The organism is Prauserella shujinwangii, from assembly GCF_003001955.1.
Taxonomy (GTDB): domain Bacteria; phylum Actinomycetota; class Actinomycetes; order Mycobacteriales; family Pseudonocardiaceae; genus Qaidamihabitans; species Qaidamihabitans shujinwangii.
The window spans coordinates 394,868-417,312 of the sequence record NZ_PVNH01000006.1; the positions used below are offsets into that span (position 1 = coordinate 394,868).

Annotated in this window: 17 protein-coding genes; 4 read left to right on the forward strand and 13 right to left on the reverse strand. The window is 71.9% G+C overall.

Annotation, left to right across the window (positions count from 1 at the left end; all coding sequences use genetic code 11):
- Window positions 1-10: 10 nt before the first annotated feature.
- Window positions 11-424, reverse strand: a complete 414-nt coding sequence (locus tag B0I33_RS17190; protein ID WP_106179785.1) for a DUF4233 domain-containing protein — start codon at window positions 422-424, stop codon at window positions 11-13.
- Window positions 421-1,947 (reverse strand): bifunctional tetrahydrofolate synthase/dihydrofolate synthase, encoded by a 1,527-nt coding sequence (folC, locus tag B0I33_RS17195; protein ID WP_342750070.1) that lies wholly within the window; start codon window positions 1,945-1,947, stop codon window positions 421-423. The genes B0I33_RS17190 and folC overlap by 4 nt, the downstream gene beginning before the upstream one ends.
- A 128-nt stretch (window positions 1,948-2,075) precedes the next feature.
- Here folC and B0I33_RS17200 point away from each other — a divergent pair, with 128 nt between their 5' ends.
- On the forward strand, window positions 2,076-3,149 hold the full coding sequence (locus B0I33_RS17200) for a WXG100 family type VII secretion target (protein WP_106179786.1): 1,074 nt from the start codon (window positions 2,076-2,078) through the stop codon (window positions 3,147-3,149).
- 10 nt (window positions 3,150-3,159) lie between these two features.
- Window positions 3,160-3,510 carry a hypothetical protein gene (locus B0I33_RS17205; protein WP_106179787.1) on the forward strand — a complete coding sequence of 117 codons (351 nt, stop codon included), beginning with the start codon at window positions 3,160-3,162 and terminating at the stop codon, window positions 3,508-3,510.
- Window positions 3,511-3,562: 52 nt separating this feature from the next.
- On the opposite strand, the gene B0I33_RS17210 is transcribed toward B0I33_RS17205, so the two are convergent.
- The 7 genes from B0I33_RS17210 to B0I33_RS17240 all read right to left on the reverse strand — a co-directional run bounded on the left by B0I33_RS17210 (window position 3,563) and on the right by B0I33_RS17240 (window position 15,362).
- A complete protein-coding gene (locus B0I33_RS17210; protein ID WP_146147515.1) occupies window positions 3,563-4,243 on the reverse strand; it encodes a hypothetical protein in 681 nt (226 codons plus the stop codon).
- Window positions 4,243-9,630 carry a ThuA domain-containing protein gene (locus B0I33_RS17215; protein ID WP_106179789.1) on the reverse strand — a complete coding sequence of 1,796 codons (5,388 nt, stop codon included), beginning with the start codon at window positions 9,628-9,630 and terminating at the stop codon, window positions 4,243-4,245. Before B0I33_RS17215 ends, B0I33_RS17210 begins: the two co-directional genes overlap by 1 nt.
- A gap of 64 nt (window positions 9,631-9,694) precedes the next feature.
- Window positions 9,695-10,546, reverse strand: coding sequence for a sugar phosphate isomerase/epimerase family protein (locus B0I33_RS17220; protein ID WP_106179790.1), 852 nt, complete (start codon window positions 10,544-10,546; stop codon window positions 9,695-9,697).
- Between the two features lie 2 nt (window positions 10,547-10,548).
- The gene (locus B0I33_RS17225) at window positions 10,549-11,721 is read right to left on the reverse strand and encodes a substrate-binding domain-containing protein (protein WP_106179791.1); all 1,173 of its coding nucleotides are present in this window, start codon (window positions 11,719-11,721) and stop codon (window positions 10,549-10,551) included.
- The gene (locus B0I33_RS17230; protein WP_106179792.1) at window positions 11,718-12,716 is read right to left on the reverse strand and encodes an ABC transporter permease; all 999 of its coding nucleotides are present in this window, start codon (window positions 12,714-12,716) and stop codon (window positions 11,718-11,720) included. Before B0I33_RS17230 ends, B0I33_RS17225 begins: the two co-directional genes overlap by 4 nt.
- Entirely contained in the window at window positions 12,713-13,696 is a 984-nt protein-coding gene (locus B0I33_RS17235) for an ABC transporter permease (RefSeq protein WP_106179793.1), read from the reverse strand. The genes B0I33_RS17230 and B0I33_RS17235 overlap by 4 nt, the downstream gene beginning before the upstream one ends.
- 154 nt (window positions 13,697-13,850) lie before the next feature.
- A complete protein-coding gene (locus tag B0I33_RS17240) occupies window positions 13,851-15,362 on the reverse strand; it encodes a sugar ABC transporter ATP-binding protein (RefSeq protein ID WP_106179794.1) in 1,512 nt (503 codons plus the stop codon).
- Window positions 15,363-15,540: 178 nt separating this feature from the next.
- On the opposite strand from B0I33_RS17240, the gene B0I33_RS17245 reads away from it, so the two are divergent.
- On the forward strand, window positions 15,541-16,413 hold the full coding sequence (locus tag B0I33_RS17245; RefSeq protein WP_425440485.1) for an SGNH/GDSL hydrolase family protein: 873 nt from the start codon (window positions 15,541-15,543) through the stop codon (window positions 16,411-16,413).
- A 32-nt stretch (window positions 16,414-16,445) separates the two neighbouring features.
- Here B0I33_RS17245 and B0I33_RS17250 read toward each other — a convergent pair whose 3' ends face one another.
- The 4 genes from B0I33_RS17250 to B0I33_RS17260 form a co-directional block, all read right to left on the reverse strand.
- Window positions 16,446-19,088 carry a valine--tRNA ligase gene (locus B0I33_RS17250; RefSeq protein WP_106179796.1) on the reverse strand — a complete coding sequence of 881 codons (2,643 nt, stop codon included), beginning with the start codon at window positions 19,086-19,088 and terminating at the stop codon, window positions 16,446-16,448.
- A gap of 39 nt (window positions 19,089-19,127) precedes the next feature.
- A complete protein-coding gene (locus tag B0I33_RS17255) occupies window positions 19,128-19,805 on the reverse strand; it encodes a GOLPH3/VPS74 family protein (protein WP_106179797.1) in 678 nt (225 codons plus the stop codon).
- Window positions 19,806-19,943: 138 nt separating this feature from the next.
- Complete coding sequence (locus B0I33_RS30720) at window positions 19,944-20,066, reverse strand: MFS transporter small subunit (protein ID WP_281259431.1); 123 nt, start codon at window positions 20,064-20,066, stop codon at window positions 19,944-19,946.
- The gene (locus tag B0I33_RS17260; protein ID WP_106179798.1) at window positions 20,063-21,475 is read right to left on the reverse strand and encodes an L-lactate MFS transporter; all 1,413 of its coding nucleotides are present in this window, start codon (window positions 21,473-21,475) and stop codon (window positions 20,063-20,065) included. The genes B0I33_RS30720 and B0I33_RS17260 overlap by 4 nt, the downstream gene beginning before the upstream one ends.
- A 139-nt stretch (window positions 21,476-21,614) precedes the next feature.
- Here B0I33_RS17260 and fdhD point away from each other — a divergent pair, with 139 nt between their 5' ends.
- Window positions 21,615-22,442, forward strand: a complete 828-nt coding sequence (gene fdhD / locus B0I33_RS17265) for a formate dehydrogenase accessory sulfurtransferase FdhD (RefSeq protein WP_106179799.1) — start codon at window positions 21,615-21,617, stop codon at window positions 22,440-22,442.
- The last annotated feature ends 3 nt before the right edge of the window (window positions 22,443-22,445 follow it).

Here is a 22,445-nt window from a genome sequence, read left to right on the forward strand (position 1 = left end):
GGCGGTGAAGTTACGGGGTGTGCTCCTGCTGTCCGGGCAGCGTGCCCTCGGCCATCCGGATCGCCACCTTCCGGCGCAACCACATCAGCCAGAGCCACACAGCGAGGAAGAGCAGCCCGACCACGCCCACGGACGGCAGCCAGAACAGGAAGGCGATCAGCGCCGCGTGCAGCGCGTACACCACCCCCATCGCCCACGGCCTGCGCAGCAGCCCGCAGCACCCCACCAGGGCCACCGCGATCCCCATGACGAGCCAGCCCTGCAGGCTGGTGATGCCGTCGCCGAGCTGCGCCACCACCGGCAGGGCGAGCGCCACCACGATCGCCTCGATGACGAGCGTGCCGGCCTGGACGCCCCGGAACGAGGTGAGCGGGTCCTTCCGCCGCGGGGCGGACGTGCCGGTGCCGGGTTTGTCGTTGCTCACACCGGCTCCTTGCCCAGCAGCGTACGGGCATCGCCGACGGTGACCACCGAGCCGGTGACCAGGACCCCGCCCCCGGACAGCGGCTCCTCGGGGTCGTCGGTGCGCTCCACGAGCGCCACCGCGGACTCGATCGCGGCGTCGAGCGTGGGCTCCACGAAGACCCGCTCCTCGCCGAAGACCGGCCGTGCCAGCTCGGCCAGCTCGGCCGGGGGCATCGAGCGCTCGGAACTGTTGCGGGTGACGACGATCTCCGACACCACGGGCTCGAGCGCCTCCAGGATGCCGGTGACGTCCTTGTCCCGCATCACGCCGACCACGGCGGCGAGCCTGCGGAACGCGAACTCCTCGGAGATGGTCGCGGCGAGCGCGGCCGCGCCGTGCGGGTTGTGCGCGGAGTCGAGCAGCACGGTGGGTGCCGCACGGGCGGGCTCCAGCCTGCCCGGATTGACCACGCCGGCGAAGGCCTCCCGCACCACGTCGGCGACCAGCTGCTTGTCCTTGCCCGCGCCGAAGAACGCCTCGACGGCGGCGAGGGCGACCGCGGCGTTGGCCGCCTGGTGCGCGCCGTGCAGCGGCAGGAAGATCTCGTCGTAGACACCGCCGAGGCCCTGCAGGGTGAGCAGCTGACCGCCGACCGCGATCTCGCGGCGCAGCACCGAGAACTCGCTGCCCGCACGCGCCACGGTGGCGTCGACCTCCACCGCGCGCTCCAGCAGTACGCGCTCGACGTCGGGCTGCTGCTCGGCGAGGACGGCCACGCTGCCCGGCTTGATGATCCCGGCCTTCTCGGCCGCGATACCGCGCGGGTCGCTGCCGAGGTACTCGACGTGGTCGATGCCGATCGGGGTGATCACGGCGACCTGGCCGTCGGCGGCGTTGGTGGCGTCCCACCGGCCGCCGAGGCCGGTCTCCAGGACGGCCGCCTCGACGGGCGCGTCCGCGAACGCGGCGAACGCCATGCCGGTGAGCACCTCGAACTTGCTCATGGCGGGCTCACCCGCACCGGCGGCACTGTCCACCATGGACACGAAAGGGGCGACGTCGCGGAAGGTGTCGACGTACTTCTCCGCCGAGATCGGGCCGCCGTCGATGCTGATCCGCTCGGTGACCAGCTGCAGGTGCGGGCTGGTGTACCGGCCGACGCGCAACCCCAGCCTGGTGAGCAGCGAATCGATCATCCGGGCGGTGGAGCTCTTCCCGTTGGTGCCCGCGAGGTGCACGATCGGGTAGGCCAGCTGCGGGTCGCCGAGCAGCTTGAGCAGCGCGGTGATCCGGGTGAGCGAGGGCTCGATCTTCGTCTCCGGCCAGCGCTCGTTCAGCTCGGCCTCGACCACGCGCAGCTCGTAGCGGGCGCGCTCCTCGATCGCGGCCTCGTCGACCTGCTCCCCCGCGTCCTCCTCGGGGTCGTCCGGCAACGGGCCCGCGATGAAGTTCTCCCCGGCCGAGAGCTCCGGCGGGAACTCCTGCTCGTCGGACGGCTCACCTCGCGGCACACGCACTCCCAACTCGTCTGACCTGCTCACCACCGAGTCTACGGAGGCCTCCGGCGGCTCCGCCGTGCGCCCTTTCCACACCGGCGGAACCACACCGGACGGCGATCCGTCGCAGTAAGAAGATCACCGGACGACCACCGTCGACGCGAGGGCCGCGCATGTTCACCTTCGACCACGACCGTGCCCGCAAGATCATCGACGCCCTGGAGACGCTCGGCGAGAACGCCCAGGCGGGCAGCAACTACCTCTCCGGGTACACCGACATCTCCTTCCTGGACCAGGGCGTGATCAACCTCCTCTCCGGCGCCCACGCCGACCTCACCACCACGGTCACCGACCAGATGGACCACCTGTTCGAGTACTTCCAGAGCACGCTGTCGTACAACCTGATCGACACGTTCCGCCTCTACCGCGACGAGGAGGCGGAGAACCGGGACAAGCTCCGCGCGCTGGAGGAGTACTTCACCGCCGAGGACAACATGATGGACGACCGGAGGGACGGCGTGTCCGGGGATCCGGCCGCCGGCACCGACGCCGATCCGTTCCGGGCACGCGAGGACCCGACGAGCCACTTCACCGAGGTCCAGCTCAGCGGTTCGGACATTCCGAGGGACGCCGAGACGCCGATGGGCGTGCTCGACATCTTCAGCATCACCTTCTTCGTGCAGACGGTGTGCCACTTCGTCGGCTGGTATCCGCTCGAAGCCGTCGGCAAGAGGATCGCCGGGGACTGGACCGCGTTCGCGAAGTGCGCGAAGGCCTACCGCAACCTGGCCGACGGCGTCGATGCCATCGCGCGCAACCTGCGCGACCACGTCGACCAGTTGGAGCAGGCGTGGACGGGCAACGCCTACGCCGCCTGCAACGTCGCCGTGTACGCGGCGGCCAACGACATCCAGACCGGCACGGCCGAGCCGTTGCGCAAAATCGCCGACCAGTACGAAGCCGCGGTCGATGCCGCGTACCAGACCTTCCGGGACCTCGAACCGATCATCCGGGCCATCATCGACGCCGCGACGGGGATCGGGTTGATCAGGACACTTGGCAAGGGCTTCAAGGAGGGGTTCGAGCTGCTGACCAAACACACCAACGACGCGGTCGAACGGATCTCCGAGTTCCAGGCGACGATCTCGGCGCTCAGTTCCGACCTGGCGAGCCTCGCCAGCGAGTTCACGAAGCTGGAGAAGGTCGGCGCCGTTCCCCCCATCCTCGACCAGTACGACAAGGCGTGAAGGACGCGCGATGGACTTCCACCAGCCCAGGAGCGAGAGCCGGATACTGCGCGACATGGCGGCCGAACTGAAGACCGCCGACCGGGCGGAGCTGAGGGAGATCGGCACCGCGGTGGAGAGCGGCGCACTGGCCTTCGCCGACGTCAACGCCAGCTCCGGCTATCGCGAGTTCCTCGCCGAATGCGCGGACCAGCTCAGCGCGATGACGGAGGAGGAGTTCTTCGCGAGCGAGAACCAGGACGAGGAATCCGGCCCGGCGCGGGCGGCGGCCACCGCCGACCAGGACCGCGAGGAGCCGGGCGAGCCGGAGTCCTACCTGCTTCCGGCACACCCCCCTCGCCGGGACACGCACCGCTGGTGAGCGGTGACCGCGGCGCTCACCACGAGCACCACGGTCACCACGCACCAGCGGGTCAGCCGCCGCCGTGGCCGTGCGGCTCGCCGAGGAACACGTGGACGTGCCCCAGCCCGGCCTCGATACCGGCGACGTCGAGCTGGTTGGCCGCGACCGACCACGCGGCCAGCGCGTCCCGGCGGAGGTCGTCCGCCAGCGCCCGCAACCGCTCGCGCAGCGCCCCCCGCGCGTCGAGCGCGGCGGCGTAGGCCTCGACGGCCCTGCCGACGGTGGCGACCGCGCCCGCCAGGCCGGAGCGCGCCAGGTTCACCGCCGTACCGCCCGAGGGCCGCTCCCGCAGCGGAGCCGCGGCGGCCTCGACCGACCGCCGCCACTCCGCCACGTCCCCGGCCGAAGCCACGCCGTCCGCGCCGTCCGGGTGCTCGCCGAGCGCCCGTTCGAGCCCGTCCAGCACCGGCACGACGGCGTCCCGGGCCTGCTCGGCCGTGCCGACCAGCTCTCGCGTGAGCCCGGCGTCGCGCTGCCGGTCCCGATCGGCGAGTTCCGCCGCCCGGTCCGCCACGGGGTCTCCCCCGCCCAGCACACCGGGCAGCACCACGACGGCGAGCGCACCGAGCAGCACCACCCCAGCGAGCGCGAGCAGGGTGTGGAGCCGGTGCCGCGACGGGGTCTCCCGCCGCGGCACCGGCCGGTGCGGGGAGCGGCCCGGCACCCGCCCCCGCGTCTTCGCCGGTCCCATCAGCCGCGCCACCGCTGGATCAGCGCCTCGGCATCCCGGACCAGCACTGCCTTCACCTCCTGGTCGGTCACGGTGCGTTCGGCCGCCGACGCGAACACGCGCATCGCCGCGATCGCGCCCCGGTCCGCCCCCGCCGTGTGCGCCCGCTCCGCCGCGAACAGCGACGCGCGCAACGCGACGGCGCCGGGCCGCGAGATGCGGCCCTCGTCGGTGAACCGCTCGACGAGGGCCCGCAGGTCCGCCACCGAGGTCGTCACCGTGAACGCGACCGTGCGTTCCACGGTGTTGCCCGCGGCGTCGGCGGCCGTGACCACCAGCTCGTGCGTACCGAGGTCGAGCGTGTGCAGCGGCACCTCGGTCCCGCCCTCGACGGGTTGCCCGTCGAGGGTCGCCGTGGCCTCGCCCGCCCCGGACGTCGCGTCGGCGACCGTCCAGCCCGGGGTCACCGCGCCCGAGTCGCCGTACTCCGCGTCCGGCTCCACGCCGGTGACGATGAGCGCCGGCGCGGTGCCGTCGAGCCGGAGGGTGCGGGACCCGGCCTGCTCGGCGTTGCCCGCCGCGTCGGTGGAGCGGAACTCCACGACGTGCGCACCGTCGCCGCCGACCTCGAACGGGGCGGTGTAGGGCTGCCACGCGCCGCCGTCCAGCCGGTACTCGGTGGCGGCGACGCCGGACCCGGCACCGTCGTCGGCGGACAGCGTGACCACGGGGGTGGTGCGGTACCAGCCACCGGCCCCGTCCGGCTCGGCGGGCGTCACTTCCGCCGACGTCACCGGGGGCTCCTCGTCGGCGGTCGCCGCGGTGAGGCGGAACCAGTCGAAGGCGACCGTCACCGGCCCCTCCGTCTGCTGCGGGCCCACGGCCATCAGGCCCACCGCCGGATCGGGCACCGCGTTGGTCACCGGCTGCCCGACCGAGGTCCACTGCTCACCGTCGGCGCTGACCCAGCCCTCGTAGCTGTCCCCGGTCCTGGTCAGCCGCAGGTACCACCAGCCGCTCTCGGTGTCGCCGAGCGCGATCGAGCGGTTGCCGCCGTTGCCGAACTGCCCGTCGTTCTCCGAGACCAGCTCGGCCCGCAGGCTCGGCGCCGAGCCCGGCTCGTTGACGGCCACCACGTCGAACTTGACGTAGTCGTCGTCGTTGCCGTGCACCATGAACCCGGCCAGCTGGTACCGCTCGACCAGCGGTGCCCGCAGCCGGGTCTCGACGGTCCAGTCGCCCTCCGGCGCGTCCTGCAGGACGAAGTTGGGCGCGGGACCGTTGTCGCCGCCGTTGATGTCGGCGTTCACGGTGTCGATCCGCAACTCGCCCTCCTCGACGCGCAGCGTGGCGAGGTCGGGCCGCACGACGGCGTTCCACCGGCAGCCGTCGAGCCGGTCACCGTCGAACTCGTCGTCCGGGTCGACCGGCCCGCCCTGCGCGGCGGAGATCCGGAAGTAGTCGAACGACGCGTCGATCACCGGGGCGGGGGTGTCGCCCTTGAGCGCGTACGGCCCGATCCGGCCGTCCGCCACCCCCGCGACGGGGAACGCGTCACCGTAGGCGGTCCAGGTGACCCCGTCGGCGGAGGTGTAGGCGGTCAGCGACGTGCCGTCACTCTCCATCCTCAGGTGGAAGCTGGTGCCGTCGGTGGCGAGCGCCCCCTTCCGGATGGTGCGCTGCCCGCCGCTCTCCCGGACGAACTCCAGCTCGCGAGCCGACCCGTTGGACTGCACGTTGACCCGGGCGTAGTTGTCGTCGTCGGCCCACAGCAGGATGCCGCCCTGCTGCCACTGCTGGGTGGCGTCGATCGTCACCAGCGTGGTCGCCGACCAGGTCCCGGACGGCGCCTGCTGGCCGACGAACGAGATCGGCCCCGACGCCGACCCGTTGATGTCACCCGCCGCCGTGGGCAGGACGAGGTGGCCGTCGGAGACCGCGTACTCGGAGCCCTCCGGCCGGACCATGGTCCACCGGCCGGTGTCCAGGGCCTCGCCCGTGAACTCGTCGGAGCCCTCGGTGCGGCATTCGATCGGCGGGGACACCTTCGGCGTCACCACGATCGGCACCGTGACCCGCTTGTGCCGCCCCGTGCTGTCGGTGACGGTGACCGCGGCCTCGTACTCGCCCGCGGCGGTGTAGGTGTGACTCGCCTCGGCCCCGGTGGCGGTCGCGCCGTCGCCGAACTCCCACGCGAAGGTCAGCGGCTCGTCGCCCTCGGGGTCGATGGCCGTGGCCGAGAAGTCGACGGGCAGCGGAGCGTTCCCGGTGGTCGGGCTCGCCTCGACCGCCACGTACGGCGCCGCGTTGACCGCCACCCCGGTGCCGAGGAAGGTCAGCGAGTCGAGGTCGTACGGCCCGGGCACGGCCGACCGGAACACGGCGAACAGCTCCGTCGTGCCGCCGGGGTCGGTGACGTCGACCGGGGGCAGCGTGACGTAGTCGTTCCAGCCACCGGTGTCGGGCACGTCCACCGTGGCCACCAGCGCGCCGTCGGGCGCACCGGCCCGCAGCTCCAGCGAGCCGCCGCCACCCGCCGACGACACGCGCAGGGCGACCTGGTCGATGCCGGTGAGGTTCACCGGCGAGAACGCGATCCAGTCGCCGTCGTCGATGTCGCCGATCCGGCCGCCCGCCTCGGCCCCGCCCTGGGACACGACGCGGATGCCGGACGAGCGGGTGAAGTACTCGGCCTGCTTGTGCTTGGGCTGCAGGACCGCGATGTCCCTGCCGACCAGCGGGGGCAGGCCCTCGGCTCCGCCGTCGGTGTAGCTGGCGTCGACCGAGTAGAAGATGTTCGCGTCGGCGTGCCCTTCGTCCACGATGGTCTCGAAGGTGCCCTCGCACGCGTTGACCGGGTCGAGCGGGTGGGCGTGCGCGTCGTGCCCGAGCGCGGGCTGCAGCACCACCCGGGAACAGTCGACCGCGCCGTCCTCGGGATCGGTGACGTCGACGTCGAACGCGATCTCGTCGCCGAAGTCGAAGAAGCCACCGTCCGGCGGGGCCGTCAGCTCCACCGTGGGCGCGGTGTTGCCCACGGTCACGGTGAGGTTGGTGGTGCCGGTCTTCCCGGTCGTGTCGGTCACCTGCAGCTGCACGTTGTAGGTGCCGTTGGCCGTGAAGGTGTGCACCGGCGCGGCCTCGGCGGACGTGCCGCCGTCACCGAAGGTCCACGCGTAGCTGAGCTCGGTGCCCTCCGGGTCGTGGGAGCCCTCGCTGGAGAAGGTCACCTCCAGTGGCGCGACGCCGGACGATGGCGTGGCACTGGCCTGTGCCACCGGCCTGCGGTTGCCCTGCGTGTAGTCGATGCGGTACAGCCCCGAGTCGGGGTTGTCCCTGCCGTAGCCGCCGCCCCACTCCAGCAGGTACATCGAGCCGTCCGGGCCGAACCGCATGTCCATCGGGGCGAGCGTGTCGACGCTGTCCAGCCACGGGTCGATGGTGTGCACCGAACCCTGCTCGTCCAGGTGGAACGAGAAGATCCGGTTGCGCGCCCACTCGTAGAAGAACGGCTTGCCGTCGTAGTAGGCGGGGAACTTGGTCTCCGACTCCAGGTCGGCGTCGTACCGGTAGACGGGGCCCGCCATCGGCGCCGCGCCGCCGGTGCCCATGATCGGGAACTCGGCGGACTCACCGTAGCCGTACCAGACCTCGGCCTGCTGCGCGGGCGGCAGCTCGGCGCGGCCGGTGTTGTTCGGCGAGTCGTTGACCAGGTTGGCGCAGTCGAACTTCTCGCCCGAGGTCTGCGTCGCGAAGTCGTAGTCGTTGTACGGGATGTTGTTCGCGACGCAGTACGGCCAGCCGTAGAAGCCCGGCGCGCGGATGACGTTCCACTCCACCTTGCCGTCCGGGCCGCGGTCCGGGTTGGCCGAGCGGGCGTCCGGACCGTAGTCGGCGACGTAGATCGTCCCGTCGGTGTCCACGGTGAACCGGAACGGGTTGCGGAAGCCCATCGCGTAGATCTCCGGGCGGGTCAGCTCCGTCCCCGGCGCGAACATGTTGCCCTCGGGGATCGTGTAGCTCCCGTCCGCCTCGGGGTGGATCCGCAGGATCTTGCCCCGCAGGTCGTTGGTGTTGGCCGAGGTGCCCTGCGCGTCGAACAGCGACCGGCCGGGCCGCTCGTCGATCGGGGCGTACCCGCCGGAGGAGAACGGGTTGGTGTCGTCCCCGACGCCGATGTAGAGGTTCCCACCCGGCCCGAACGTGAGATAGCCGCCGGTGTGGCCGGGTTCCTCCAGCCGCGACGCGGGGATCTCCAGCAGGACCACCTCGGAGTCGCGGGCGATCGCGTCACCCTCCACGGTGAACCGGGACACCCGGTTGACCTGCTCGGTGCCGGGCGGCGAGTAGTAGAGGTAGAGCCAGCCGTTGTCGGCGAAGCCGGGATCGACGGTGATGCCGACGATGCCGTCCTCCCCCCCGGAGTACACCGGCATGTCCAGGGCCGTGGACACCGCCTGGGTCTCCGGGTCGAACACCTTCACCTGGCCGAGGATCTCGGTGTAGAACACGCGGCCGTCCGGGGCGACGGTGAGCGCGGTCGGCGCCTGCGTGTTGCTGTCCAGGGCGACCTTCTCGAAGGCGTCGTCCACTGTGGCCGAGCAGTCGGCCTCCACCGCGCCCGCGGCCGTGCGCACGCCGCCGAGCACGTGCTGCACGAACAGTTCCTCGCTGTAGGCCGCCGTCGGGTGGCCCATCGCGGTGGCCCACACGCGGGCCTGGCCGACGTCGCGGCACCAGGAGATCGGGTGATCCGCACCCATCGCGTCGGGGCCGGGGTTGTACGTCGACTCGTCGGCGTTGACCAGCACGTGCACGTCGCCGCGCATGCTGCGGTCGAAGTTGTACCACTCCTCGGACCGTTCCCAGCGGGCGGGCAGCCCGGCGGTCGAGGGGTGCTGGTGGTCGGTCACCTGCGCGGTGCCCGGCAGCACGCCGGGCGAGTGCGACGGCATGTGCGCACCGGCGTTGACCAGCTCGTCCCACCACGGGAACTCGTTCTCGATCCCCATGTCCGTGGCGTTGTGGATGGCCGCGATGCCGCCGCCGTTGTCCACATAGGTCTGGATGGCCTGGCGTTGCGCGTCGTTCTCCCACACCATGCCCGAGGTCTGGAACATGATGACGACGTCGTACTGGGCGAGGGTGGCGTCGTCGAAGACGCCCGAGTCCTCGGTGTGGTCGAGGGTGAAGTGGTGGTCGGCGGCGAGCTGCTCGAACATCGCGACACCGGCCGGGATGGAGTCGTGCCGGTATCCGGCGGTCTTGGTGAACAGCAGTGCGGCGAACTCGGGGTCCTGCTCGTGCCCGGGGTGCGCCTGCGCGGCGGCCGGGACGAGCCCGATCGCCGTGAGCGCACCGATCAGCACGGCGCCGACCCGCGGCAGGAATCTCTTTCTTCTGCTCATGGTTCCTCACGTCTTGGGGACACGGGAAGAGGTCACTGCGGCGTGCCGGCGCCGGCTCGACGGATCAGGAGTGCGCCATCACCTCCCTGAGGAACGCCAGCCCGTCCGCGGCGAGGGCGTCCTGGCTCTCGGCCAGCGGCCGCCAGATCGAGGCGGCCGTGGCGATGCTGTTGTTGTGCGCGGTGAACGACTCGATGCACAGCGGCCCGCCGTACCCGGCGTCGCGGAGGGCGGCCAGCAGGGCCGGCCAGTCGAGATGGTCGCGCCCCGGTGTGCCGCGGTCGTTGGCGCACACCTGCACGTGCGCGATCCGCCCGCCCGCCGACCGGATCGCCGCGGGGATGTCGGTCTCCTCGATGTTCTGGTGGTAGACGTCCAGCGCCACCCCGCAGGAGGGCAGCCCGTCGAGCGCCTCCAGGGTCTGCCCGACCGTGTTGAGCAGGCTCGTCTCGTACCGGTTGAGCGGCTCGACGCCGAGCACCACACCCGCCTGCCGTGCGTGCTCCAGCACGGGGGCGAGGTTGTCCCGCAGCTCGCGCACGCACGCGGCCCGCTCGGTGGCCGTCATGCGCCACGTGCGGCCCACCGACGCGTAGGCGGGACCGCACAGCGCGGGCGAGCCCACGCGTGCGGCCACGTCCAGGCAACGGCGGAGGTAGTCCTGTGTGGACGCGACGGTGGCGGTGTCGGCCCGCACGAGCTCCCTGCCCGGTGGCATCACCAGCACCACGGACGCGGCCAGGCCGAGATCGGCCAGCAGCGCCGCGGCCGCGCCGGGGTCCCAGTCACCGAGGTTCTCCACCGGGAGCTCGAGCACGTCGAACCCCTGTTTCGCCACGGAGGGCGCCAGCTCGGCGAGCGCGGCGTCGTCCAGTGGCGAGGTCCACACCCAGGTGTTCACGCCGACCGCGTGCATCGTCACCGCCAGCGCTGCGGGAAGCCGGGCATGTCCTGGCAGCCGCAGAGGCCGTAGTGCAGCGGCGGCATGCCCTCGGTCAGGTACCGGTCGAGGTTGCCGGAGTCGACCACCGGCTGCGGCAGGATCCACTCCTTCGGCACCTCTTCCCCGTTCAGGATCTTCAGCGCCGCGATCACCGGGGTCCGCCACTGGTACGTCGGGTACGTCGGCGCCAGCGCGGTCAGGCCCTCGTCCTTCCACTTCCGCAGGAACTGCTGCTGGTCCTCGCCGGAGATCGCGGGCGGCTCCATGCCGGCGTCCTCGAACGCCTCCAGCACGGCGACCGCGGCGGTGCCGTCGTCCATCCAGATGCCGTCGATCCGGCCCTCCCGCTGCAGGTAGTCCGACACGATGCTCTTGGCGGTGGCGCTGTCGTTCTCGGTGAACTCCGCGCCCACCACCTCGACGCCGTTGTCGGCGAAGATCCGCTCCGCCGCGGCCCAGCGGTGCTCCAGCACGTCCACGCCGGGCAGCACCCGCAGGGCGAGCACCTTGCCGTCCGAGCCGACCTCCCCGGACAGGAACTCGGCGGCCGTGGCGCCGAACGCGTAGCCGCCGATCGGGTGGATGAACGTCACCGGGCAGTCGGTGTTGACCCCGCGGTCGAACACGATCACGGGGGTGCCGCTGTCACAGGCGGCCTCGACCGCGGGGGTGAGGGTGGCGGTGGTGTTGGGCGAGACGATCAGCGCGTCGCAGTCGCGGGACAGCAGCGCGGAGATGTCGCTGATCTGCTTGTCGTCCTTGGCCTCCGCGTCGAGGACCGTGAACTCGGCGATCTCGTCGTGCAGGTCCACCTCGGCCTGCATGGTCTTCCAGCCGACCTGCCGCCACGGGTTGTCCACCGAGGCGTTGGAGAAGCACACGTGGTGCGGGCCGTCCTTGGCGTACTGCGCGGTGTCCACCATCTCCGGTTCGAGCGCCTGCTCCCACGGCTTGCCTTCGGGGCCCTGCGGGGTGGCGTCGCGCAGGGCGAGCTGCCGCTCGTACTCGGCCTGGTCGAAGAACTCGTCCTGCTGCGCCGGTGACTGCTCCGGGGCCGAAGACGGTCCCTGCGCGGGCGGCAGGTCGCTCGAACAGGCCGCCAGTGCGAGCGCGGCCGCGGCGAGCGCGGTCAGCCATGCTTTTCTCATGATGTGCCTTTCCTCGTCCGGAACACCGACCGGCCGCTCGCGGCGTAGGCCACGGCGGCGATGATGATCACTCCCTGCACGGCGGACTCCAGGCCACCGGAGATGCCGAGCAGGTTCAGCAGGGAGAACAGCGCTTCGAGGGTGAGCGCGCCGGCCATCGCGGCGACCACGGAGCCACGGCCGCCGCCGAGCACCACGCCGCCGAGCACGACCGCCGTGATGACCCGGAACTCCAGCCCGTCGCCGACCTGGGCCGACACGCCCGCGAACCCGCCGAGCAGGATGGCCGCGACCGCGGCGGACAGGCCGGAGAGCACGAAGGCGAGCGTGCGCAGGCGCTCGACGTGCCCGCCACCGAGCCGGACCGCCGTCTCGTTGTCGCCGATCGCGACGAGCATGCGGCCCGTGCCGCCGCGCATGAACAGCACGGCGGCGGCCACCAGCGCGGCGAGCAGCAACACCGACCACGGCACCTGGCCGAGCAGGGGCACGTCGAAGCCCTCCCGGCCGATCGTGCGGAACGCCTCGGACAGCGCGCCGCGCGGCGAGCCGCCGGTCCACAGGAACACCGCGCCGTCCAGCACCAGCAGCATGCCCAGGGTGACGATGAACGAGGGCACCAGCAGCCGCGTGGTGATGAGCCCGTTGACGAGCCCGACCAGGGCGCCGAAGCCCAGCACGAACGGGATCACCCAGAGGGTCGCCGCCTCGTCGCCGTCGATCAGCCGCGCCGCGATCACCACCTCGGCGGTCACGAGCGAGCCGACGGAGAGATCGAAGCCGCCGCTGACGATCACGAAGTACTGCCCGATGGCGAGGATCATCAGCGGGGCCGCCCGCTTGAGCAGGGCGAGGTAGCCGGCAGGCTCGCTGTAGGCGGGTCCGGCGAAGGCGAGGGCCACGAGCAGGACCGCCAGCACGGCGAGCACGGGCGCGGTGCCGTCGGCGAGCCGGGGCAGCCGGGACGGGCGGGAGGCCGGGTCGGTGGTGGTCATCGGCGCATCCTCCGGCGGGCGTACAGGGCGACGGCGACGATCAGCACGACGCCGCGGACGACGTCCTTGAAGAACGGGGTCACGCCGAGCTCGTCGAAGGTCGTGTCCAATGTGGCCAGGATGAGGACGCCGCCGATGGTTCCGGCCACGCCGCCCCTGCCGCCCGCGAGCAGCGTGCCGCCGAGCACGACCGCGGCGATGGACTCCAGGTCGTAGCCCGCGTCGGTGCCCACCCACGGCGCGCCCGAGCCGAGCCTGCTGGCGAGGAACAGCCCGGCCAGTCCCGCGGCCACCGAGCACAGCACGTGGGCGGTGATCACGACCCGGTCGGTGCGGATGCCGGAGAACCGTGCCACCTCCTCGTCGCCGCCGACCGCGTAGAGGTGGTAGCCGGGCCTGGTCCGGGCCAGGAACCACCAAGCGAGCCCGGCCAGCGCCAGCATCAGCAGCGCCGAGACCGGGACCGGCCCGATCCGGTCGTAGCCCAGGTGCTGGAACACCCTGGGCACCTGGCCGGAGGGCCCGGTGTAGCCGTTCTCCAGGTAGCCGCGGATGATCAGCGCGGTGCCCAGCGTCGCGATGAACGCGTTCACCTTCAGCTTGGCGACCACGAGCCCGTTCAGCAGGCCCACCCCCGCGGCGCAGGCGAGGGTCAGCAGCACGGCGGGCAGGATCATGCCCGGATCGCCTGCCATCGTCTCGGCGCCGATGAGCGAGCACAGCCCGATCAGGTAGGCCACCGACAGGTCGAGCTTGCCGGTGAGGATCACCATGGTCTGCCCGATCGCCACCAGGCCGAGCGCCGTGCTGCGGGTGAGGATGTTGAGGATGCCACCCTGGTCGAGCAGCACGCCGCCGCGCATCGCGACGAGCACGCTGCCCAGCACCAGCAGGAGCACGAGCGCGCCGTAGACGGCCGCGACGGGGTTGCCCAGGCGGGTCCACTGCGGACGGACGCCGGGCTCGACGGCCACGCTCATGCCGCCCCGCCTTCCGCCCGGCGCGACGCTCCCCAATGTGGCATTGGTGGCGTTGACCGCACCGAATGCGGCGTTGGTTGCATCGAACGCACCGAATGCCACATTGGGGGCACCCCGGCGATCGGCTCCGCCCCGGCGATGGGCCCCGTCCCGGTCATGCGGCCTCCAGCGCGTGTCCCGTGGCCAGCGCCATCACGGCCTCCTCGCTCGGCCCCGCGGGCAGCTCCCCGGCGATCCGGCCGTCGTACATCACCAGCACCCGGTCGCTCATGCCGATCAGCTCGGGCAGCTCCGAGGAGATGAGCAGGATCGCCACGCCCTGTCCGGCCAGCCCGCGCAGCAGGTCGTAGACCGCCTTCTTCGCGCCCACGTCGATGCCGCGCGTCGGCTCGTCCACCACGAGCACCTTCGGCTCGACGGCGAGCCACTTGGCGAGCACCACCTTCTGCTGGTTGCCGCCCGAGAGCAGCCGCACCTCCTGGTCGGGCCCCCTGGCCACGAGCGTCACCGAGCGCAGCAGCTCACCGAGGTCGAGCCTGCGCAGCCCGCGCCCCCGGCCGAACGCGGCGCGGCGGACCAGCAGGGCGTTGTCGCGCACCGACTGGCGCAGGGCGAGGCCCTCGCCCTTGCGGTCCTCCGTGACGTAGGCGACGCCGCGCCGCACCGCCGCCCGCGGCGAGCGGATCCGCGCCGGCGTCCCGTCCAGCTCGACGGTGCCCTCGGTGAACGGCTCGGCCCCGCAGACGGCCCTGGCGACCGCGGACCGGCCCGCGCCCTGCAGCCCGGCGAGGCCGACGATCTCGCCTGCCCGCAGCCGCAGGTCGATGCCGTGCACCCGGGCGTTGCCCCCGCCCCGCACCGCGAGCCGTACGTCGCCGAGATCGGCGGGCCGCGCCCGGTCGGGGAAGTAGGCGTCGAGCGGCCTGCCCACCATGTGCCGGACCAGCTGGTCCGAGGTGAGCTCGCGGGTCGGCCGGACCGTCACCAGCTCACCGTCCTTCAGCACGGTGATGCGCTGGCTGAGGTCGAACACCTCGCGCAGCCGGTGCGAGACGTAGAGGATCGCGATGTTCCGCTCGCGGAGCCTGCGCACCAGGTCGTACAGCAGCTCGACCTCGTGGTCGGCGAGTGCCGCGGTCGGCTCGTCCATGGCGAGCACGCGGGCGTCGGTGGCCAGCGCCTTGACGATCTCCACGACCTGCTGCTGCGCCACCGGCAGCCTGCGCACCTGCGTGCGTGGCGAGATCCCGCGCTCCCCCAGCCAGTCCAGCAGGCGCTCGGTCTCGGCCTCCATCCGCCTGCGATCGACGCGTCCCCACCGGACGGGCTCGCGGCCGAGGTGGACGTTCTCCGCGACGCTGCGGTCGCCGAGGAGGTTGAACTCCTGGTGGACGATGGAGATCCCCGCCGACTGCGCCTCCCGGGGCGAGGCGAACGTCCGCCGGACGCCGTCCACCTCGATGGTGCCCTCGTCCGGCTGGTGCACCCCGGCCAGCACCTTCATCAACGTGGACTTGCCTGCCCCGTTCTCGCCGACCAGCGCGTGCACCTCGCCGGCGTGCAGGTCGAGATCGACGTCCCGCAGCACCTGGTTGCCGAGAAAGCGCTTACCAATCCCGCAAAGCCGAACGACCGGAGACTCCACGGTGAGGCCAGTCACACTCATGCGGGGGACCTTACAAGACCTTCTGTGCAAGTCAAACAAAAGTTTGATTTCGGGCAGCGCAAACACGTTCGGACGCGGCCGAACGGGTGAGCACCCGAACGGCGGCACCCCTCGACGCCCGGAGCCGCTACAACCAGAGGGAACGATCACCGCCGGATCGGGGGCTCCCATGCGTCCCATGCGCGACAGCCTGCTCGCCGTCCTCGTCGCGGCCCTGGTCGCGCTGCTGCTGGGTCCCGGCCAGGCCGCCGCGCGCGAGTCCGGATTCCGGCACTACGTCGCGCTCGGCGACTCCTACACCTCGGGTCCGCTCATCCCGTTGCAGCGGCTCGACCCGCTCGGCTGCCTGCGGTCCACGAGCAACTACCCGGCTCAGCTGGCCTGGCGGCTGCGGGTGCGCTCGTTCACCGACGTCAGCTGCGCGGGCGCGGACACGGCCGACATGGCCGCGCCGCAGCGCGTCCCGCTCGGCGTCAACCCGCCCCAGCTGGACGCCCTGCGGCAGCACACCGACCTGGTGACGCTCGGCATCGGCGGCAACGACCACGGCGTGTTCGGCACGGTGATCGACACCTGCCCGGAGTTGCGCGAGTCCGATCCGGACGGTGCCCCGTGCCGGGAGCACTTCACCGTCGACGGGACGGACACACTGCTCGCGGCGATCGCGGACACCCGGCGCAACGTCGAGGCCGTGCTCCGCGAGATCCGCACCCGCTCCCCCGGGGCGACCGTGCTCGTGATCGGCTACCCGCGCATCGCGCCGCCGACCGGAACCTGCCCGCGGGTGCTGCCGTTCGCCGACGGCGACTACGCCTGGCTGGACAGCGTCGAGCAGGCGCTCAACGGCGCTCTCGCCGCGGCCGCGGCCACCGTCGGCCGGGCCCGCTTCATCGACATGTATCCGGCTTCACTCGGGCACGACGCGTGCGCCGGGCGGGACGCGTGGATCCAGGGCAAGGACACCAACCCGCTCGCGGCCGCCTCCTACCACCCGCGGCTGTCCGGCATGACCGGCGTGGCCACGGAGATCCACCGCGTCCTGACGTCGTGAGTGCGGAACGTGGCTGGAACCACGTTCCGCGCTCACGAGGGCAGGGCGGCGAGGCGGGCGGTGATGCGCTCGATGTCGGCGGCCGCGGTGTCGCGGCGCGCCTTGATCTTGTCCACCACCTCGGCGGGCGCCTTGTCGAGGAACGCCTGGTTGCCCAGTTTGCCCTCGGTCTGCTTGAGCTCCTTCTCCGCCACCGCGAGGTCCTTCTGCAGCCGCTTGCGCTCGGCGGCGACGTCGATCGCGCCGGACGTGTCCAGCTCCACCTGCACGGCCCCGGCGGGCAGCGAGACCTCGATCGCGGCGGTGGCCGAAAAGCCGTCGCCCGCGTCGGTCAGCCGCGCCAGCGACCGCACCGCGTCCTCGTGCGCCGCGAGGTCCGCGTAGCCAGGGCCGGACAGCCGCGCGGCCACCTTCTGACCGGGCTTGAGCCCCTGGTCGGAGCGGAACCGGCGGATCTCGGTGACCAGCTTCTGCAGGTCGGTGATCCGGCCGTCGGCGACGTCGTCGGGCTCGGGGAGGGCTGGCCCCCCTCCGGTCAGCGCCTGCCCCGGCCAGCGCGCGACGACGAGGGACTCGCCGCCGGTCAGCGCCGTCCAGAGCCGCTCGGTGACGAACGGCACGAACGGGTGCAGCAGCCGCAGCACGGTGTCGAGCACGTGCCCGAGCACGGCTCTGGTGTTGTCCGCGCGGTCACCCGAGAGCTGCACCTTCGCCAGCTCCAGGTACCAGTCGCACAGCTCGTCCCACGTGAAGTGGTAGAGCAGGTTGGTGGCCTTGGCGAACTGGAAATCCTCCAGCAGATCGTCCACTTCGGACACCACGGTGCGCAGCCTGCCGAGGATCCACCGGTCCGCCTCGGTCAGCTCCCCGGTGGCGGGCAGCGGCCGCGCGACGGTGGCGCCGTTGAGCATGGCGAACCTGCTGGCGTTCCACAGCTTCGTGCCGAAGTTGCGCGCCCCGGCGGCCCACTCCTCGGCCAGTGCCATGTCGCCGCCAGGGTTGGCGGCGCGGGCGAGGGTGAACCGGGTGGCGTCCGCGCCGAAGCGGTTCATCCAGTCGAGCGGGTCGATGCCGTTCCCGCGCGACTTCGACATCTTCTTCCCGTTGGCGTCGCGGATGAGCCCGTGCAGGAAGACGTGGTCGAAGGGCTGCCTGCCGTCCATGGCGTACAGGCCGAACATCATCATCCTGGCGACCCAGAAGAAGAGGATGTCGTAGCCGGTGACCAGCACCGTGGTCGGGTAGAACTTCGCCAGATCCGCGGTGTCGTCCGGCCAGCCCATGGTCGAGAACGGCCACAGCCCCGACGAGAACCACGTGTCGAGCACGTCCGGGTCCTGGTGCCAGCCCTCCCCCGACGGCGGCTCCTCGTCCGGGCCGACGCACACGGTCTCGCCGTCCGGGCCGTACCAGACCGGGATGCGATGCCCCCACCACAGCTGGCGGGAGATCGTCCAGTCGTGCATGTTGTCGACCCAGTCGAAGTAACGCTTGGCGAGCTCCGGCGGGTGGATCTCGGTGCGGCCGTCGCGCACGGCGTCGCCCGCGGCCCGCGCGAGCGGCTCGACGCGCACCCACCACTGCAGGGACAGCCTGGGCTCCACCACCGTGTCGCAGCGCGAGCAGTGCCCCACCGCGTGCAGGTACGGCCGCTTCTCCGCGACGATCCGGCCCTGCTCGCGCAGCGCGGCGACGATGGCGGGCCGCGCCTCGAACCGGTCCAGGCCCTCGAACGGGCCGTGCGCGGTGATCACCGCGCGTTCGTCCATGATGGACGGCATCGGCAGCCCGTGCCGCCTGCCGATCTCGAAGTCGTTGGGATCGTGGGCCGGGGTGACCTTCACGGCGCCGGTGCCGAACTCGGGGTCGACGTGCTTGTCCGCCACCACCGGGATGCGGCGCCCGGTGAGCGGCAGCTCCACCTCGGTGCCCACGAGGTGCGCGTACCGTTCGTCGTCCGGGTGCACGGCGACCGCGGTGTCGCCGAGCATCGTCTCGGCCCGGGTGGTGGCCACGACGATGGCGTGGTCGCCGTCGCCGTAGCGGATCGAGACGAGCTCGCCCTCGTCCTCGGAGTGGTCGACCTCGATGTCGGACAGCGCGGTGTGGCAGCGCGGGCACCAGTTGATGATCCGCTCGGCCCGGTAGATGAGCCCGTCGTCGTAGAGCCGCTTGAACATCGTCTGCACGGCCCGCGACAGCCCGTCGTCCATGGTGAACCGCTCGCGGGACCAGTCGACGCCGTCGCCGAGCCTGCGCATCTGGTCGAGGATCTTGCCGCCGTACTCGGCCTTCCACTCCCAGACCCGCTGGACGAAGCCCTCGCGGCCGAGGTCGTGCCGCGAGACGCCCTCGTTCGCCAGCTCGCGCTCGACGACGTTCTGCGTCGCGATGCCCGCGTGGTCCATGCCGGGCAGCCACAGCACCTCGTAGCCCTGCATCCGGCGGCGGCGGGTCAGCGCGTCCATCAGCGTGTGGTCGAGCGCGTGTCCCATGTGCAGGCTGCCGTTGACGTTCGGGGGCGGCAGCACGATGGTGAACGGCGGCTTGTCCGAGGCCGCGTCCGCCGTGAAGTAGCCCGCGGCTACCCAGCGCTGGTAGAGGCCGGCTTCCTCGTCGGCCGGGTTCCAGGCGTTGGGCAGGTCGGTCTGCTGCTGGGGCGCGTTCTCCGTCACAACCGTGAAGTCTACGAACCGGCAGCCCGGCGCCGGTCGTCAGGTGCCGGTGCCGGCGACGATGGTCGGCACGAAGACCGCGGCCATCACGGCGGCGGTCATCTCGTCGACCGCGCGGCGCATCGCGTCCCCGGCCCAGTTGCCCTCGGCGATCTCCTTGGCCCGCCGCTCGACGGCCTTCGGGTCGGGCCCGTCCACCACCCGCCTGACCACGCCCATGCCGACGAGCAGCGCGATCAGCGCGCCCATCCGCTCGTCCGGGCGTTCCCCGTCGACGAGCACCCGGCGCAGGCCGTCGCGCACGGCCGCCTCGTGGCCGGAGTCCTCGGCAGGCCAGCGGGTGGTCGGGAACAGCCCGAGAATCCGGCCCTCCTCCCGGCGCAGCACGCCGCGGTCGGCCAGGCCGTCCAGCAGGCGGCCGCGCAGGTCGTCGCGGGCGAGCGGGCCGATGACGTCCTTGGGCTTGCGCCCGGCCAGGCCCGCCAGCCCGCCCAGGGCGTCGTCCAGCACCGGGGTGCCGGTGGGCGTCTCGTCGAGCACGACGAGCCTGCCCGCCTTCTCCTCCCCCGTACCGTCGCTGACGTCGACGCGGCCCTGCATCGCGAGCTCGATCAGCAGCGCACCGGCGAGCGAGTAGCCGAGGTTCCGCACGCCTTCGGCGGGCTTGCCGCTCTCGTCGTCGAACAGGAGCAGGAGCAGGTCCTCCGCGATCACCATGTGCGAAAGCCTACGACCGCGGGCTCCACCTCGCAGGAAAACGCCGTGTCCGCCGATTGTGCACGCGTGTCCGCCGATTGTGCACGCGTGTCCGCGTCGCACGCCGCGGACACGCGTGCACAACTCGCGGACACGCGCTCAGCTGAACAGCTGCACCACCTTGCGCACCAGCTCGGCGACACCGTAGGCGAACGGCAGTCCCACCCACAGCCACACGGCGACGAGCAGCGCGGTCCTGCGCCGCGGCGCGGGCTCGGTCATCGGCTTCCGGCCTCCTTCCCTGACACGGCTTCCCCGGACACGGCTTCGGTGCGCGTGCTGCCGCCCGCGGGCTCGTGGAACCTCGGGTGCACGGGACGCACCAGCTCGTTGGCGACGAACCCGGCGATCAGCAGGCCCGCCATGATGAACAGGGAGGTCGTGTAGAGGGCGGGTCCCTGCCTGCCCGCCGCCTCCTGGCTGTCGGCGATGGCGTTGACGATCAACGGCCCGAGCACACCCGCGGTGGACCAGGCGGTGAGCAGCCTGCCGTGGATGGCCCCCACCTGGTAGGTGCCGAAGAGGTCCTTCAGGTAGGCGGGGATCGTCGCGAACCCGCCGCCGTAGAAGGAGATGATCAGCATCGCGCTGAGCACGAACACGATCTTCGACGAGTTGGTGGCCAGCGCGATCACCAGGTACAGCGCCGCGCCGACGCCGAGGTAGACGCGATAGATGTTGCGCCGCCCGATGACATCCGAAGTGGACGACCACACGAAGCGGCCGATCATGTTCGTCAGCGAGAGCAGTCCCACGAAGCCCGCCGCGGCACCCACCCCGACCGGCGCGGACGTCTCCGCGAAGAACTCGGTGATCATCGGTGCGGCCTTCTCCAGGATGCCGATGCCGGCGGTGACGTTGAGGCACAGGACCACCCACAGCAGCCAGAACTGCGGGGTCCGGATGGCGTTGTTGGCCGAGACGTCGGCGGTGGTGATCATGCCCCGCCGCGCCGGACGGCCGGCGGCGCCCGACGGTGCGCCCGGCGGCCGCCAGCCCTCCGGCGGCACCCGGACCAGCAGCACGCCCACCAGCATGAAGGCGCCGTAGGCCAGGCCGTGCACGAGGAACGTCGTGGCGATGCCGCCGGTGCCCGTGCCGAACGACGACAGCATCTGGCTCGACCACGGGGAGGCGATGAGCGCGCCACCGCCGAATCCCATGATCGCGATGCCGGTGGCCATGCCCGGCCGGTCGGGGAACCACTTGATCAGCGTCGAGACCGGCGAGATGTAGCCGATGCCGAGGCCGACGCCGCCGATCACGCCGTAGCCGACGACGACCAGCCAGTACTGGCCGGAGGCCACGCCGAGCGCGGAGACACAGAACCCGGCCGAGAAGCAGGTGGCCGCCACGAACATGGCCCAGCGGGGTCCCCTGCGCTCCACCACCGTGCCGCCGAACGCGGCGGACAGGCCCAGCATGACGATGCCGAGCTGGAACGGCAGTGCGCTCTGCGTCCCGCTCAGCCCGAGCGACTCCTCGAGCGGGGCCTTGAACACGCTCCAGGCGTAGACCTGCCCGATCGCGAGGTGGATCGACAGCGCCGCGGGCGGCACGAGCCAGCGGCTCCAGCCCGGCGGTGCGATGCTGTGGGAGCGGTCCAGGAACGAGAGAGCCGGAAAGGTCACAGCGAGCACCTCCGTAGACCGGATACAGTCGGTTGTATACAGCACAGCGCGCGCCCGGACAATGTATTACGAAAAAGTCGTGAGCGCAGTGGCCTACTGTCGAACGTTCGCCGCGGGAACGATGAGGAGTTGATGCCCGATGGGCCGAGTGACCGTGCGCAGGCCGGTTCGCATGCTGGGCCCCGGCGGCCAGCGGCGCAGGCCCGACGCACTGGCCGCCGAGGAACCACTCGAACTGCGGGTCGCGGGCAGCCCGCTGGCGGTGACCATGCGCACCCCGGGACACGACGTCGAACTCGCCCACGGATTCCTGCTGTCCGAGGGCGTCATCGGCGCCCGCGAGGACATCAGCACCGCGCGCTACTGCGACAGTGTCGACGACACCGGCCGCAACACCTACAACGTCCTCGACCTCGCCCTCGCGCCGGGCGTGCCGCCGCCGGACACCGGGGTGGAACGCAACTTCTACACCACGTCCTCGTGCGGCGTGTGCGGCAAGGCCGCCCTGGACGCGGTGAAGCTGCGCACCCGGTTCGACCCGTCCGGCTCACCGTTCGCGGTCACCACGGACGTCCTGGCCGGCCTGCCCGACGCGCTGCGGGAGCGGCAGCGGGTCTTCGCCGCCACCGGCGGGCTGCACGCGGCGGCCCTGTTCACCGCCGACGGAACGCTGCTGGCCGTGCGGGAGGACGTCGGCAGGCACAACGCCGTCGACAAGGTGCTCGGCTGGGCCGTGCTGGAGGACCGGGTGCCGCTGCTGGACTGCGGCCTGCTGGTGTCCGGCCGCGCGTCGTTCGAGCTGGTGCAGAAGGCCGCGATGGCCGGGGTCCCGATGCTCGCGGCCGTGTCGGCGCCCTCGTCGCTCGCGGTGGAGCTCGCCGAGGAGAACGGGATGACCCTGGTCGGTTTCCTGCGTGGCCGGAGCATGAACCTCTACACCGGCGAGAAGCGCGTCCGGGAGAGCTGACCC

Excerpts from the sequence above, each read along its gene's own strand:
- B0I33_RS17200 (WP_106179786.1), top strand. The coding sequence starts at position 2,076 with ATGTTCACCTTCGACCACGACCGTGCCCGCAAGATCATCGACGCCCTG.
- B0I33_RS17205 (WP_106179787.1), top strand. The coding sequence starts at position 3,160 with ATGGACTTCCACCAGCCCAGGAGCGAGAGCCGGATACTGCGCGACATG.
- B0I33_RS17210 (WP_146147515.1), bottom strand. The coding sequence starts at position 4,243 with ATGGGACCGGCGAAGACGCGGGGGCGGGTGCCGGGCCGCTCCCCGCAC.
- B0I33_RS17215 (WP_106179789.1), bottom strand. The coding sequence starts at position 9,630 with ATGAGCAGAAGAAAGAGATTCCTGCCGCGGGTCGGCGCCGTGCTGATC.
- B0I33_RS17220 (WP_106179790.1), bottom strand. The coding sequence starts at position 10,546 with ATGCACGCGGTCGGCGTGAACACCTGGGTGTGGACCTCGCCACTGGAC.
- B0I33_RS17225 (WP_106179791.1), bottom strand. The coding sequence starts at position 11,721 with ATGAGAAAAGCATGGCTGACCGCGCTCGCCGCGGCCGCGCTCGCACTG.
- B0I33_RS17230 (WP_106179792.1), bottom strand. The coding sequence starts at position 12,716 with ATGACCACCACCGACCCGGCCTCCCGCCCGTCCCGGCTGCCCCGGCTC.
- B0I33_RS17235 (WP_106179793.1), bottom strand. The coding sequence starts at position 13,696 with ATGAGCGTGGCCGTCGAGCCCGGCGTCCGTCCGCAGTGGACCCGCCTG.
- B0I33_RS17240 (WP_106179794.1), bottom strand. The coding sequence starts at position 15,362 with ATGAGTGTGACTGGCCTCACCGTGGAGTCTCCGGTCGTTCGGCTTTGC.
- B0I33_RS17245 (WP_425440485.1), top strand. The coding sequence starts at position 15,541 with ATGCGCGACAGCCTGCTCGCCGTCCTCGTCGCGGCCCTGGTCGCGCTG.
- B0I33_RS17255 (WP_106179797.1), bottom strand. The coding sequence starts at position 19,805 with ATGGTGATCGCGGAGGACCTGCTCCTGCTCCTGTTCGACGACGAGAGC.
- B0I33_RS30720 (WP_281259431.1), bottom strand. The coding sequence starts at position 20,066 with ATGACCGAGCCCGCGCCGCGGCGCAGGACCGCGCTGCTCGTCGCCGTG.
- fdhD (WP_106179799.1), top strand. The coding sequence starts at position 21,615 with ATGGGCCGAGTGACCGTGCGCAGGCCGGTTCGCATGCTGGGCCCCGGC.